Source organism: Methylomonas koyamae (assembly GCF_006483455.1).
Lineage (GTDB): Bacteria > Pseudomonadota > Gammaproteobacteria > Methylococcales > Methylomonadaceae > Methylomonas > Methylomonas koyamae_B.
In genome coordinates this window covers 120,468-134,886 of sequence record NZ_PPPU01000018.1, presented here as the reverse complement: position 1 = coordinate 134,886, position 14,419 = coordinate 120,468, and the positions used below count along the sequence as shown (strand labels likewise).

General features: G+C 56.9%; 16 protein-coding genes. 15 read left to right on the top strand and 1 reads right to left on the bottom strand.

Features of this window, described 5'->3' with window-relative positions:
* Positions 1-50: 50 nt before the first annotated feature.
* From hflK to C2U68_RS11515, 14 genes are all read left to right on the top strand, one after another.
* On the top strand, positions 51-1,214 hold the full coding sequence (hflK, locus tag C2U68_RS11580) for an FtsH protease activity modulator HflK (protein ID WP_140912644.1): 1,164 nt from the start codon (positions 51-53) through the stop codon (positions 1,212-1,214).
* Complete coding sequence (hflC, locus tag C2U68_RS11575) at positions 1,211-2,074, top strand: protease modulator HflC (RefSeq protein ID WP_140912643.1); 864 nt, start codon at positions 1,211-1,213, stop codon at positions 2,072-2,074. Before hflK ends, hflC begins: the two co-directional genes overlap by 4 nt.
* Before the next feature lie 15 nt (positions 2,075-2,089).
* A complete protein-coding gene (gene ftsH / locus C2U68_RS11570) occupies positions 2,090-4,003 on the top strand; it encodes an ATP-dependent zinc metalloprotease FtsH (protein WP_140912642.1) in 1,914 nt (637 codons plus the stop codon).
* A gap of 67 nt (positions 4,004-4,070) precedes the next feature.
* Positions 4,071-4,496, top strand: coding sequence for a hypothetical protein (locus C2U68_RS11565; protein ID WP_140912641.1), 426 nt, complete (start codon positions 4,071-4,073; stop codon positions 4,494-4,496).
* 68 nt (positions 4,497-4,564) lie between these two features.
* Complete coding sequence (locus tag C2U68_RS11560; RefSeq protein ID WP_140912640.1) at positions 4,565-5,062, top strand: SRPBCC family protein; 498 nt, start codon at positions 4,565-4,567, stop codon at positions 5,060-5,062.
* 12 nt (positions 5,063-5,074) lie between these two features.
* Positions 5,075-5,530, top strand: coding sequence for a PAS domain-containing protein (locus C2U68_RS11555; RefSeq protein ID WP_140912639.1), 456 nt, complete (start codon positions 5,075-5,077; stop codon positions 5,528-5,530).
* A gap of 21 nt (positions 5,531-5,551) precedes the next feature.
* On the top strand, positions 5,552-6,373 hold the full coding sequence (locus C2U68_RS11550; RefSeq protein ID WP_140912638.1) for a sterol desaturase family protein: 822 nt from the start codon (positions 5,552-5,554) through the stop codon (positions 6,371-6,373).
* A gap of 54 nt (positions 6,374-6,427) precedes the next feature.
* Positions 6,428-7,375, top strand: coding sequence for a protein-methionine-sulfoxide reductase catalytic subunit MsrP (gene msrP / locus C2U68_RS11545; protein WP_409563852.1), 948 nt, complete (start codon positions 6,428-6,430; stop codon positions 7,373-7,375).
* A complete protein-coding gene (locus tag C2U68_RS11540) occupies positions 7,375-8,016 on the top strand; it encodes a sulfite oxidase heme-binding subunit YedZ (protein WP_140912636.1) in 642 nt (213 codons plus the stop codon). Before msrP ends, C2U68_RS11540 begins: the two co-directional genes overlap by 1 nt.
* A gap of 38 nt (positions 8,017-8,054) precedes the next feature.
* Positions 8,055-8,963 (top strand): TIGR01777 family oxidoreductase, encoded by a 909-nt coding sequence (locus C2U68_RS11535; RefSeq protein ID WP_140912635.1) that lies wholly within the window; start codon positions 8,055-8,057, stop codon positions 8,961-8,963.
* 21 nt (positions 8,964-8,984) lie between these two features.
* A complete protein-coding gene (locus tag C2U68_RS11530; RefSeq protein WP_140912634.1) occupies positions 8,985-9,494 on the top strand; it encodes a hypothetical protein in 510 nt (169 codons plus the stop codon).
* Between the two features lie 5 nt (positions 9,495-9,499).
* Positions 9,500-10,885 (top strand): cryptochrome/photolyase family protein, encoded by a 1,386-nt coding sequence (locus C2U68_RS11525; RefSeq protein WP_140912633.1) that lies wholly within the window; start codon positions 9,500-9,502, stop codon positions 10,883-10,885.
* A 4-nt stretch (positions 10,886-10,889) separates the two neighbouring features.
* Positions 10,890-11,411: a lipocalin family protein gene (locus tag C2U68_RS11520; RefSeq protein ID WP_140912632.1), complete on the top strand. Its 522-nt coding sequence runs from the start codon at positions 10,890-10,892 to the stop codon at positions 11,409-11,411.
* Positions 11,412-11,425: 14 nt separating this feature from the next.
* Entirely contained in the window at positions 11,426-12,367 is a 942-nt protein-coding gene (locus C2U68_RS11515; RefSeq protein WP_140912631.1) for a YbgA family protein, read from the top strand.
* Positions 12,368-12,379: 12 nt separating this feature from the next.
* On the opposite strand, the gene C2U68_RS11510 is transcribed toward C2U68_RS11515, so the two are convergent.
* Complete coding sequence (locus C2U68_RS11510) at positions 12,380-12,580, bottom strand: hypothetical protein (protein WP_140912630.1); 201 nt, start codon at positions 12,578-12,580, stop codon at positions 12,380-12,382.
* A gap of 111 nt (positions 12,581-12,691) precedes the next feature.
* On the opposite strand from C2U68_RS11510, the gene gspE reads away from it, so the two are divergent.
* Complete coding sequence (gene gspE / locus C2U68_RS11505) at positions 12,692-14,404, top strand: type II secretion system ATPase GspE (RefSeq protein WP_140912629.1); 1,713 nt, start codon at positions 12,692-12,694, stop codon at positions 14,402-14,404.
* The last annotated feature ends 15 nt before the right edge of the window (positions 14,405-14,419 follow it).

Genomic DNA, 14,419 nt, shown 5'->3' with positions numbered 1-14,419 from the left:
CAATAACAATCAATGACTCAGGTCAGGCGAACACTACAAGAGGAGTGATTATGTCATCAGAAAAACACAATACCAGTAAGCAGACGCCACAACCGGATTGGAGGCTGGAGATAGACAAGTATTGGAAGCAGGTGTCGGAAAAGACCGGCGATTTTTTCAACGGCCACAAAAGCATGTTTTCCACCGGGAAAGTGGCTTCTGCGTTCGGCGGCACCTTGGCGGTGGTCTGGCTGGCCAGCGGCTTCTACATCGTCGACCAAGGCAACCGCGGCGTGGTAACCCGCTTCGGCGCCTACTCGGAAACCACGATGCCCGGCCCGAACTGGCACATTCCGGTGCCGTTCGAGAACGAGGCTATCGTCAACGTCGAACAGCAACGCTTCATTGAAGTGGGCTATACCGACAGCAGCCGTGTCAGCAAATCGTCGCTGATTCCGCAAGAGTCGTTAATGCTGACCGCCGACGAAAACATCATCGCCGTGCGCTTAGCGGTTCAATACCAAATTAATAACGCCAGAGATTATCTGTTCAACGTCAAGAACAACGAAAACACGTTGAAACAACTGACCGAGAGCGTCGAGCGGGCCGTGATCGGCCGCAACAGTATGGACTTCGTCCTGACCGAAGGCCGTAGCCAGATTGTTGCCGAAATCAAGGAACAGATTCAGGCCGGCATGGATGAATACAAAACCGGTATCAGCATCGCCAGCGTCAATCTACAAGATGCGCAACCGCCCGAGGAAGTGCAAGGCGCCTTCGAAGACGCCATCCGCGCCCGCGAGGATAAACAACGCCTGATCAACGAAGCCGAAGCCTACGCCAACGAAGTGATTCCGAAGGCCCGCGGTGCGGCGGGACGGATTGTGCAGGAAGCCGAAGCCTACGAAGCGGAAAAAGTCGCCAAAGCCAAAGGCGAAACCGAACGCTTCGACCAACTGCTGGTGGAATACGAAAAAAGCCCGGCCATCACCCGCAAGCGCCTGTACCTGGAAGCCAAAGAAAAACTGTACAGCAACACTAACAAAGTGATGCTCGAAGCCGACAATACCAATCCAACGCTGTACATGCCGATGCCGCAAACCTTCCAACAACACGGCACCGGCGCAGCCGGCAATAACGAAGTCGAATCGGTATCCGAACCGCACAACGCCGATAAAGGCGCGGTCCGCAAAACCGTCGGCACCGATTTACGCCCAAGCAGGAGCAAACAATGAGCAGCAGAACCCAAATTTTGATTCCAGCCGGTCTGTCCCTGTTGGTACTCGGTTACATGTCGGTTTTCTACGTGAAGGAACACGAGAAAGCCATTCTATTTCGTCTCGGCGAGATGGTCGAATCCGACTACAAGCCCGGACTCCACTTTAAGGCCCCCCTCATCAATAATGTCAGTACGTTTGATGCGCGCGTGCTGACCTTGGACGCCAAGTCCGAGCGTTTTCTTACCTCCGAAAAGAAGAACGTTATTGTCGACTCGTTCGCCAAATGGCGGATAGGTGATGTGGGCCTCTTTTATACCACGGTCGGCGGCGACGAGTTTCAAGCCAATCTCCGCCTCGACCAAATCATGAAAGACGCGATGCGCAGCGAATTCGGCGTGCGTACCATCAAGCAATTGATCTCGGAAGACCGTAGCGAATTGCGCGAAACGCTGTTGGCCAAGTTGTCGCCGACCGCCGAGAAATTCGGCATCGAGCTGATCGATATCCGCATCAAACGGATTGATCTGCCGCAGGAAGTGAGTAGCTCGGTATTCCAGCGCATGCGCGCCGAACGGGAGCGGGTCGCCCGCGAATTCCGCTCGCAGGGTGCGGAAAGCGCCGAGCAGATCAGCGCCGAAGCCGATAAGCAGAAACAAGTGATCGTCGCCAATGCCCAACGCGACGCCGAGAATATCCGCGGTCGCGGCGACGCTCAATCGGCCGAGATTTACGCTAAGAGTTTCGGCAAAAATCCGGAGTTTTATGCGTTCTACCGCAGTCTGCAGGCCTATCAAACCTCCTTCGAGAAAACGCAGGATACCTTGGTGCTGAAGCCGAACTCGGATTTCTTCAAATATTTCTCCAGCGAGAAATAACACCGGAGCGAAATCATGAAAAAGTATTTCATTATTCTGACGATTTTCGCTGCGGTCGGTTTGATCATCTCGGCCATTTTCAACCGCGGCATGCCGCAATACGATCCGCACTACGAAATTTCGTATTCCGACTTTATCGAAGACGTCCGCAACAAAGCGGTAGAGGAAGTGGTGATCGACGGCAATTACGTCGACGGCCGCCGTCCGAACGGCACCCGGTTCTCCACCTACAACCCGAACGACATGCGAATGATCGACGAGTTGCTGGAATACGGGGTGAAAATCAAGGTGGAAAAACCGCAACAACCGTCCACCCTGATGCAAATCTTTATTTCCTGGGCGCCGACCCTGTTGCTGATCGCCGTGCTGGTCTACTTCATGCGCAAGCAGGCCGCAGCGATGGGCGGCCGCGACGGCCAAATGGGGTTCGGCAAAAGCCGGGCCAAATTGATGGCCGAGGACCAGATCAAGATCCGCTTCAAAGACGTCGCCGGCTGCGAAGAAGCCAAGCACGACGTGGTAGAAATGGTCGATTTCCTGCGCGATCCCGGCAAATACGAAGCGCTGGGCGGCAAGATTCCGCGCGGCGTGTTGATGGTTGGCCCTCCGGGTACCGGTAAAACGCTGCTGGCCAAAGCCATAGCCGGCGAAGCGGGCGTCCCCTTCTTCTCGATCTCCGGTTCCGATTTCGTCGAAATGTTCGTCGGCGTCGGTGCGGCACGGGTGCGGGACATGTTCACCGAAGCCAAAAAACGTGCCCCTTGCATCATCTTTATCGACGAGATCGATGCGGTTGGCCGCCAACGCGGCGGCGCCGGCATGGGCGGCGGTAACGAGGAGCGCGAGCAAACCTTGAACCAGTTGCTGGTAGAAATGGACGGTTTCAGCGGTAGCGAAGGCATCATCGTCATCGCCGCGACCAACCGCTCGGACATTCTCGACAAAGCCCTGTTACGGCCGGGCCGCTTCGACCGCCAGGTCCAGGTCGGTTTGCCCGATATCAAAGGCCGCGAGCAAATTCTGAAAGTCCACGGCGACCGGGTACCGCTATCCGAAGACGTGAATCTGACCGATTTGGCGCGCGGCACACCGGGTTTCTCCGGCGCTGAACTGGCGAATCTGATCAACGAAGGCGCCTTGTTCGCGGCACGCAATAATAAGAAAGTCGTGACCATGAACGACCTGGACAAAGCGCGCGACAAAATGATCATGGGCGCCGAAAAACGGACGATGATCATGTCCAAGGAAGACTTGTTGATGACCGCTTACCATGAAGCCGGCCACGCGATCGTCGGCCGCAATGTACCCGAGCACGACCCGGTTTACAAAGTCAGCATCATGCCGCGCGGCGGCGCCCTGGGCATCACCATGTTCCTGCCGGAGCGCGATCAGTACAGCGCTTCCAAGGACAAACTGGAAAGCCAGATCGCCAGTCTGTTCGGCGGCCGGGTTGCCGAAGAACTGATCTACGGTAAAAACAAAGTGACTACCGGCGCCTCCAACGACATCATGCGCGCCACCCAACTAGCCCGCAATATGGTGACCAAATGGGGCTTGTCCGAGCGGTTGGGTCCGATGGACTACGGCGATAGCGAGGGCGGGTACATGGGGCCGCAAGCCAAACCGATGTCGGAAAAAATGGCGCAAACCATCGACGAAGAAATCCGGCATGTGATAGACAGCAATTACAAACGTGCTGAGAACATCCTGAAGGAAAACATCGAGATCCTGCACAACATGGCGCAAGCCCTGATGGATTGGGAAACCATCGATAAATTCCAAATCGACGAACTGATGCAGGGCCGGATGATCGAACCGCCGCAACCGGAACCTGAACCTGAAATGACTTTCGAAGCCGAGACGGACCAGCCGGAACTCTCCAGCGAAGCCGACGGCCAAATCAGTCAAGGAAGCGCACTCGCTTCTTAACAGTCCTCCTCTATGTACCCTCCAAACGCTGTACTCCTGGAGGGTATTTTTTTCAGAGGTTAGCAATATGCAAAACCAAACAGCATCCGTTAGAACCTTAAATTTTTTGCAGCTGGTGTTGCAGGTCAATTTCAATGCCGCCGTGATTACGCTACTGATCGGCGGCATCGCCGCCATACTCGGCAATCCACTGTTTTTTACCGATAACAGCGATTTGTACGGGCCATTGGCCAATAACATGCGGCTGATGATGTTTTATCTGTGCTTGATGCAAGTTGCGGTCTATAGTTTCTACAAACTGGACAACCGGCCGGAAGCGTTGGCGGCATTAGGCATATTTTTTCTGTTGTTGATTGCCTCGCTTGAGTTCTATTGTTCAATCAACCAGATCGAAGTAGACGACAACTACCGCCAGCTTTTGGTTTACTCCGGTTTATCGCACTTACTCTACGGAGCATGCGCCGCGCTGCGCGATCCGCGGCCGCGATCATAAGCAGACCGGACAGGAAAGTCCGGCCTCACCTGGCGTTTCTCAGCGCCGCCAACCAGGGGGAAGCAGCAATGCAAATCAAACTACCGTTCGACGCCAACAAACCGGTGGCCGCCGAGGCCAGTATCGAGATAGAACAACCATTAAGTGAGGTATTCGAGTTCGTCGGCCACGACTTTTTTGAAAATTACCCAAAATGGGCGGCAGACTTGGTGGATTTCGAGCCATTGGACGGCGAACAAGTCTTTGTCGGCGCCAAAGCCCGGCAGATTCGCCACGACAGCGGCGAAGAAGTCGAATCGGTATTCGAAATTGCCGAGTACCAACCCCTGACCAAGCTGGCCGTGCAAGGCCTGACCCAGCCTTACCGACAAAGTTACCTGCTACAGCCGGAGGGCGACCGGCCGCAGACCCGCCTTACCTTCCGGTTCGAATTTCTGCAACTGGACATATTCATGCGGCCTTTCGAAAAACTGATCCGTTGCGCGATCGAAGAAGGCGCGGAAAACACCGTAGAACAGATCAAAAATCTGATTATGTACGATTCCAATCCAACAGCCCAAGCTTAGTGGAGTGTATTTATGGCTTTTGTCGTTGAAAAAGATAACGGACTGATTCCGCAAGTGTTGTCGGCCATTCTTGACGAATGCGTGAATGGCGTGACGCTTGCCGACCCAGACCAAGAAGACGCACCGATCGTTTATGCCAACAAAGCCTTCGAACGCTTGACCGGGTATAGCCAGGACGAAATCATCGGCCACAATTGTCGGTTTTTGCAAGGCAAGGACCGCGACCAAGACGCGCGCTTCCAAATTGCGGAGGCGATGCAGCGTCACGAAGCGGTCGAAGTCACGCTACGCAATTACCGTAAGGACGGCAGCTTGTTTCATAACCGGCTCAAAATCGTGCCGTTGTTCGACCGTAAACAACGGGTTATTTATTACCTCGGCGTGCAATACGACATTACTCATCAGGTCGATGCCGATACCGAAATCAAAAGTCTGACCGACCTACTGAACGCTAGCTCGCGCCCTTAACTCCAAGCAACCGGTGACGCCATGAACGCAATCGGCAGTGAAAACGGCATGTTATTCAACCAAGGCCTGTTCGGCTTGGCGATACTGGCTTTTTTGTTCTTGCTGGCGCTGGAAAAGAAACGGCCTTACCGCTATTTCCCACCCAAGGTGTATAAGGAATCGATTGTCACCAACACCATGGCCTTCCTGGTAAACAACCTGATTCTGGCGATTCTGCGAGCCTCGTCTTTGTTTCTGGTCGCTCAGCAATTCGCTGGGCACGGCTTATTGAGTGCGATGCCCAACGGACCGCTGAAATGGCTGCTGGCTTTCGCCTGTTTCGATCTGGCGATTTACGCCTGGCACTATGCCAGCCACAAATCGGAATATTTATGGCGGTTTCATAAGATTCACCACAGCGACAAGTCGTTTAACGTGTCGACCGGCTTCCGGTTTCACGTGTTCGATTTACTGCTGGAAATCGGCTATAAGTGCCTGTTCGTGGTGGTGATCGGCGTCGATGCCTACTTGGTGCTGTCGATCGAAATCGTCGAGTTGTTTTTCATCTTTTTCCACCACGCCAATATCCGCGTGCCGAACGAAGATGCGCTATCGCAATTCATCATCACCCCGGCGTTACACCGCACTCACCACTCCACCCTACGCAGCGAACACGACAGCAATTACGGCATCGTGCTGGCGCTGTGGGACCGGATGTTCGGCACCCGCAAAGAAATGGTCCCGGCCAATATCGGCCTGGATCTGATCGAAGCCGAAAACTTCATCCAGTTATTTTCGCTGGCCTTCATTACCGAACGGAAAATCCGCCAACTGCTCGGCTGGATTCCGAAAGGTAAGAAATAAGGTCCGGTAACGTCTGAGCGCGAGTCTCGCCTCCTACTGTCGGCCACAACTATGTTGATTCAAACCCGCCAACCCATTCCGAGCAGCGAGATTACCGATCCGGCAGTATTCAGGCAACGGCGTACCTTAATGAAGGCCATCGCCGCGCTTGCGGTAGGCGTTTCCGCCGCAGACACCGCCAACGCAAGGCCGCGAAACTGGTCGGCTCTGCCGCCCGGCGGTCCGCAAACTCTCGGTTTGACAGCAACCCCAGCCGAGTTGATGCTGAATTACACCAACTATTACGAGTTTGCCTTCAATAAAGAAGACAGCACCCGTTTGGCTCAACGATTGCGGATCGATCCTTGGTCGGTGGAGATCGGCGGCGAGGTCGAAAATCCGCTCAGCTACCGGGTGGAGGATTTGCTGAAACGCTTTCCACTGCGCGAATACCTGTATCGTTTCCGCTGCGTGGAAGGCTGGTCCATGGTCGTGCCTTGGGTCGGTTTTGCCCTAAGCGATTTGTTACAGCTGGCACAACCGTTGTCGTCCGCCAAGTTCGTCAAATTCATCAGCGCCAGCCAGCCGGAAGCGATGCCGCGGCTGCGGCAACAAGCCATGTTGGCTTGGCCCTATGAAGAAGGCTTGCGCATCGACGAAGCGGTTCATCCGCTCACCATCCTGGCGGTCGGCGCCTATGGCGAAACCTTGCCCAAACAGAACGGCGCCCCCTTGCGTTTGGTGGTGCCCTGGAAATACGGCTTCAAGAGTGCCAAAGCAATCGTCAGAATCGAACTGTGCCGGAGGCCACCTCTAACCAGCTGGAACCGGTTTGCGCCCGAAGAATACGGCTTCTACGCCAACGTCAATCCGGCAGTGCCGCATCCGCGCTGGAGTCAGGCCAGCGAGCGGCCGCTGGGCTCCGACTTTTTCACGCCACGGCGGCGGACCGAATTGTTCAACGGTTACGGCGAACAGGTGGCAGGCTTGTACAGTGATATGGACCTGGGGCATTTCTTCTGATGGACGCCCTGATCAACCGGCTCTGGCCGATCACTCTGGTCAGCTGCGCGGCACCGCTCCTGTGGCTGTTGCTGGAAATCGGCTGGAACCGTTTGGGCTCGAACCCGATTCAGGCGATGCATATTTACCTAGGCGACTGGTCGTTGCGCTTTTTATGCATCACACTGGCTATCACTCCACTGCAAACCATGACCAATTGGCGCGGGATGACCGACTACCGCCAACTGTTCGGCCTGACCGCGTTTTTCTATGCCACCTTGCACCTGCTCGGTTATTTAAGTGCCGACCAGGCCTGGGTTTGGCCGCTGATCGGCATCGATATCCTGCAAAGCAGTTATCTGTGGTTCGGCGTGTTGGCCTACCTGATTCTATTCCTGTTGGCGGTTACCTCGCCCAAAGTCGCCAAGAAGCGGCTCGGCAAAACCTGGAAGAAACTGCACCGTTACATTTACCTGGCCGCGGCCGCGGCCATCGTCCATTACTTCTGGCAATTGAAGGGCAATTTGGCGGAACCGCTGTTCTATTTATTGGTGCTGGCTATGTTGATGGGCTTCCGCGGCTTGGTTTGGCTGAAAAACCGCCGTTTCGGGCAAACCGCAGCTGCCAAGCCTCAAGCCGCTAACCCGGACCGGGCCGACTAAGCCAGCAGCCTGTTGCCGATAAGTTTGGAGAAATCGCCATGACCTCGACCTCGATTTTGATCACCGGTGGCACCGGCTTCTTGGGCAGCGCCCTCACCCGCCGCTTGTTGGCCAAACAATACACTGTCACCGTATTTGGCCGCGACGCGGCAAAGATTCGCCAACAATTCGGCAGCACTGTCGGCGCGGTCACCCGCTTCGCCGATCTGCCCGACGCCGGCGCCTTCGACACCGTGGTGAATCTGGCCGGTGCCGGTATTTTCGACCGTTACTGGACTGCAGCCCGCAAACAGATTTTACGCGACAGCCGGATCGAACTGACTCGAGCGCTGGTCGCCTGGATCGCCGCCGGCAGCAAAGCGCCGGTGTTGGTCAACGGCTCCGCGATCGGCATTTACGGCGACCAAGGCGATAGCGTACTCAGCGAGACCAGTCCGGCCAAAACCGATTTCGCCCAACAATTGTGTGCCGACTGGGAGGCCGCGGCATTGGCCGCCGCGGATCACGGCAGCAGGGTCTGCCTGATCCGTACCGGTCTGGTGCTGGGCCGCGGCGGCGGTTTGTTACAACGCATGCTGCCGGCGTTCCGACTCGGCCTGGGCGGCAGCATGGGCGACGGCCGGCAATGGATGTCGTGGATTCACCTGGATGATTGGCTCGCCGCTGCCGAAGCGATGATCGCCGATCCGACCATGAGCGGCGCCTACAACGCCACGGCGCCGGAACCGGTCACTAATCGCGAGTTCAGCCTGAGCTTGGCAGAAGTGTTGGGCCGACCGATGTTACTGCCGCTACCGGCCGGACTGTTGAAATTGTTGCTCGGCGAAATGGCTGCCTTGGTGCTCGGCAGCCAGCGGGTGAAACCGGAACGCCTGTTGGCACAAGGCTTCGAGTTTCAGTATAGTCGGCTGCGGCCCGCGCTAGACGCGATTTTGCATAACTCCTGACCCGAAAAGATCGGTAATCCCATGTTGATCGACAGCCTGTCCGCGTTATTTGCCTTTACCTCGTTCATCAGATGGTACGAAGCCTTGTTGGTGGCGATCGGCCTCGGCCTGCTGGTGTTTTACCTGACGCCGGAACCGGCAGAGGCATGGGAGGAGCGCGAACCGCCCAGCCTTTACTATTACCTGCAATGGAGCTGGTTGGGTTACCTGCGCTTGAAAGACGCGTTCTATCCGTTTTTCGTTTTGTACAACGCCGTGCTGTTCCTGATCGATTATCGAATCCAGGAAGGCGAGTTCACCGTCGCCAGCTGGGTGACGATGCATATCATCATGGCCCTACCCTTGATTTACTGGATCGGTGCGGTCTGGCGCTGCTCCGATAAAACCGGCGCCCGCCATTGGGCGGTGCTGGCCCGCTTGCTGACCGTTGCGGCGGTTCTGGATTTGATGCTGCGCTGGGTGATTTACCAGTATTACCCCAACATTTTCTTCAATTGCCTGCAGATGACCAACCATTGGGGCGACTGCTGATCGCGATGAGCACACCGCGTTACCGAACTTCCTTATTTATATTCCGCCGCGACCTGCGTCTGACCGACAACACCGCCTTGAACGCGGCATTGAAAAGCTCGCAGCGGGTGCTGACCTGCTTCGTTTTCGATCCGCGCCAGATCGAGGCCCATCCCTACCAAAGCCGGCCGGCACTGCAATTCATGCTGGAATCGTTAAGCGATTTGCAAGCGGACTGTCTGGCAAACCGCGGCCGCCTCTATCTATTCGGCGATCGACCGGAAGCGGTCGTCGAACAACTGCAACAGCAGTTGCGCATCGAAGCCGTGTTCGTCAACCGCGATTACACCCCTTTCGCCCGCGAGCGCGATCAGGAGATTCAGCAATGCTGCCAAAAACTGGGGCTGGACTTTCATAGCCACGCGGATCTGTTGCTGAACGAGCCGGAATATGTGCTGACCGACAAAGGCTTGCCCTATCAGGTGTTTACCGCCTTTTATAAAAAGGCTATCCAGAATCCGGTGGCGGCACCAAGCGGACTGGCGAATGGCCGACTGGTCAGCGAGCCGCTCGCTACGGAAAGATCCGAGCTGCTGCAAACCTTGAGCCGGCCGCAACAGAATGCCTTTGCCGGCGGCCGGCGCGCGGCGCAGCAACAGTTATCGGCATTGACTGCACGGCGCGATTACAGCGAGACCCGCGACTTTCCGGAACTCGACGCCACCAGCCATTTGTCGCCGTATCTGAAGTTCGGCTGCTGCTCGGTACGCGAAGCCTATCAAGCCATCCAGGTTCACCTTGGACCGGACCATGTGCTGTTGCGCCAATTGTACTGGCGGGATTTTTTCAGCCACATCGCCTACCATTTTCCGCACGTCTTCGGCCACGCCTTCGACCTCCGCCTGGATGGCCTGCGCTGGCGCAACGCCCAAGACGATTTCTGGGCCTGGGCCAACGGCCAAACCGGATTTCCCATCGTCGACGCCGCGATGCGGGAGCTGAACCAGACCGGCTGGATGCACAACCGGCTACGGATGGTCGTGGCCTCGTTCCTGGTCAAGGATCTGCATGTGTCCTGGCGCTGGGGCGAACGTTACTTCGCCCAACATTTGCTGGATTACGACCCTTGCGTGAACAACGGCAACTGGCAGTGGGCGGCGTCGACCGGCTGCGACGCCCAACCCTATTTCCGGATTTTCAATCCCTGGCTGCAACAGAAAAAGTTCGATCCCGACTGCCGTTACATCAAGACCTGGCTGCCGGAACTGCAACCTTATTCGGCCAAAGCCATTCATAACTGGGAAAAGGCGCCGCTGGCCGGCGATTATCCGCCGCCGCGGGTAAATCATGCCGAGCAAAGCCGCCGCATCAAAGCCCAATACCAAACTCAACTTTCCAACCAACAGGCCTGAGCCCATGCAATTGATTCCGATACTGTTACTAACTTTGCTACTGTCGACCGGCTGCACCGGCATACCGGAAGGCTTGACCGTGGTCGAAGGTTTCGAATTGCCGCGCTACCTGGGCACCTGGCACGAGATCGCCCGGTTGGACCACCGCTTCGAACGCGGTCTGAGCGAGATCCGCGCCGAATATGGCCTGCGCGAGGACGGAGGCGTCAGAGTGCTGAACAGCGGGTTCGATGCGGAAACCAACCAGCGCCGCAGCGCCGAAGGCAAGGCCTACTTTATCGACGGCCCGGACCGGGGCCGGCTGAAAGTATCGTTTTTCGGACCGTTTTACGGCGCCTACAACATCATCGCGCTGGACAAGACGGCTTACCAATATGCAATGATCGCCGGCCCCGACCGCGACTATTTATGGATTCTGGCGCGCACGCCCGATCTGGCGCAGCCGATCCTGGACAGCCTGCTGGATCAGGCTCGCAGCCAGGGTTTCGCCACCGACCAACTGATTTTCGCCGCGCCCCGGCATTGATTCCAAGGACTCCCATGCACAATATTCCGGTCGGCATCAGCAGTTGCCTGTTGGGCCACGAAGTCCGTTACGACGGCGCCCACAAATACCACAGCTATATCGAACGCACGCTGGGCCGCTATTTCGAGTTCAAGCCGTTTTGTCCGGAGGTGGAAGCCGGGCTCGGCATTCCCCGCCCCTGCGTGCAACTGCGGGAAACAGCCGATGGGATTCGCTGCGTCGGCGTCAAGGACCACAGCTTCGATGTCACCGACCGCTTGCGCGACGCTGCCGCCCGCCAAGCCAACTGGCTGGACGGCCTGTGCGGTTACATCCTGAAAAAAGATTCGCCCAGTTGCGGCATGACCCGGGTCAAGGTTTACAAACACGAAGTGCCGGCCCGCAACGGCACCGGTATTTTTGCCGGCTATCTGCAATCCGCCTTCCCTAACCTCCCGGTCGAAGAAGAGGGCCGGCTCGGCGATCCGGGTTTGCGGGAAAACTTCATTCAACGGGTTTTTGTTTATCAGCGTTGGCGGCAGCTCTGCGAGGAAGGCCTCAGCGCCCACGGCTTGATCACCTTTCACAGCCGGCACAAACTGATCGCGATGAGCCACGACCAGAACCGGGCGCGCCATCTGGGCCGCATCGTTGCCGGCGCCACCGATGCCCGGATCGAGGCGATCGCCGCCGAATACATCACCGAATTGATGGCCTGCCTGAAAATCGTCGCCAGTCGCGGCAACCACGTCAACGTGCTGCAACACATTCAGGGTTATTTGAAACGGGCGCTGGACAGCGACGACAAACAGGAATTGTCCGACACCATCGAAAACTACCGCATCGGCCAGGTGCCGCTGATCGTACCGTTGACGCTGCTGCGCCACCATTTCCGGCGTCAGCCGGACAGTTTCATCGACAACTCGTTTTACATGCAACCGCATCCGGCGGAATTGGCCTTGTTGAACGAGATTTGATCGGCACCGCCGCTAACGGTCCAACTCGCGCCGCTCCTTTTGGTACTGGTCGTAGCCGGGCCGGCGTTCGCAATCGTTGGCCATGGCTTTTTGGCATTGCAATTGGCCGGCATTCTCGACGGCGTGGTAGGCAAAGCGCTGGGCCCAATCGGCGCTGCAAGCGGTACCGGCCGATATGCAAACCGTCAGACTTAATACCCGAATTCCGTTCATACGTTTCGCTCCGTTGGCTTCGCGCCCGACTCTTGTTGGAAATGGCCTTCAGAATACTGCGAAACTCGCTACAATGCTTGACCAATTCAGCTACTTTCGACGGTACATCCGATGGACATGGACACCGCGGAAAACTCCGCAAAATATGCAACCTTTATCAACCAATTAAAGGGTAACGGCAAACTGTCGGACACCGATCTGGGTAAAGTCCGGCGCATGCAGAAAACCGCACCGGACGACTCGCTGCCGCAATTGCTGATCAAACTCGGCTTGTGTTCGGACAACGACATCGCCAACAGTTTTGTGGCGGCCACCGGCATCCAACGCGCGGCGGCGGCAAACTATCCGCCGCAGTCGCCGCTGCCGGACCACATTTCCCAGCGATTTCTGAAGCAACACCATGCCGTTGGCCTGACAGCGGACGAGCAGCAAATCGAAATCGCGGTGATGGACCCGGTGGACGACTATGTGGTGCAAGCCCTGCAATTGGCGACCGGCAAAACCGTGACCTTGCAAATCGGCCAACTCGCCGAAATCGACGCCGCCCTGGAATTGCAATACGGCGAAGGCAAATCGCAGATGGATAAACTGCGCGACAACCTGGACGTCGAGCAGGAGGGCAGCGAGGATTTGGAACATCTGAAAGACCTGGCCTCCGAAGCGCCTATCATCAAGATGGTCAACTATATTCTGCAAAAAGCCGTGGAAAGCCGGGCTTCCGACGTACATATCGAGCCGTTCGAACAAAGCCTGAAAGTGCGGCTGCGCATCGACGGCGTATTGCAAGACATCGATTCGCCGCCGGTCGCCTCCACCGCCGCCGTGTTGTCGCGGATCAAAATCATGGCCAAGCTCAACATCGCCGAACGCCGGCTACCGCAGGACGGCCGGATCAAACTGCAGATGATCGGCAAGGAGTTGGACCTGCGGGTATCGACGATTCCGACCTTGCACGGCGAAAGCGTGGTAATCCGTTTGCTGGACAAGGAAAACGCAGTACTGGACTTCGAAACCCTGGGTTTTGTCGGCCGGCAGGCCGAGCGTTTCATGGAGGTGCTGGCGCAACCGCACGGCATTTTATTGATCACCGGCCCGACCGGTAGCGGTAAATCCACCTCCTTGTACGCCGCGCTGAAAACCCTTAACACGCCGGAACGCAAAATCATCACGGTCGAAGACCCGGTCGAGTACCAACTGGAGGGCATCAACCAGATTCAAGCCAAGCCGCAGATTGGCCTGACCTTCGCCTCGGCGTTGCGCTCCATCGTCCGTCAGGACCCGGACGTGATCATGATCGGCGAGATGCGCGATCTGGAAACCGCCAAGATCGCCGTACAATCGGCGCTGACCGGCCACTTGGTATTGTCCACGCTGCACACCAACGACGCGGCAGCCGGCGTTACCCGGCTGCAGGACATGGGCCTGGAAGAGTATCTGCTCAGCTCGACCATCAACGGTATTCTGGCCCAGCGCCTGGTCAGAAGACTTTGCCCGCACTGCAAGCAAGCCCATCCCGCGGCGGATGCCGTGATCGAGGAAATGCAGTTGCGGCGCTGGCAACCGAGCGGCGAGATCCTGTTCTACAAGCCGGTGGGATGCCCGGCCTGCAACGGCATCGGCTACAAAGGCCGGCTGGCGATCATCGAATTTTTGACGATGACCGACACCATCCGCAAACAAATCATGAAGCACGAGGAAGCCTTCGTCATCCAGCAAACCGCGATCGAGGAAGGCATGCAAACCATGTACGAAGACGGCGTCGGCAAGGCCCTGCAGGGCATTACCACGCTGGAAGAGGTGCTGCGGGTCACCACAGAAGCTTAACGCGTCGGCTCGTCG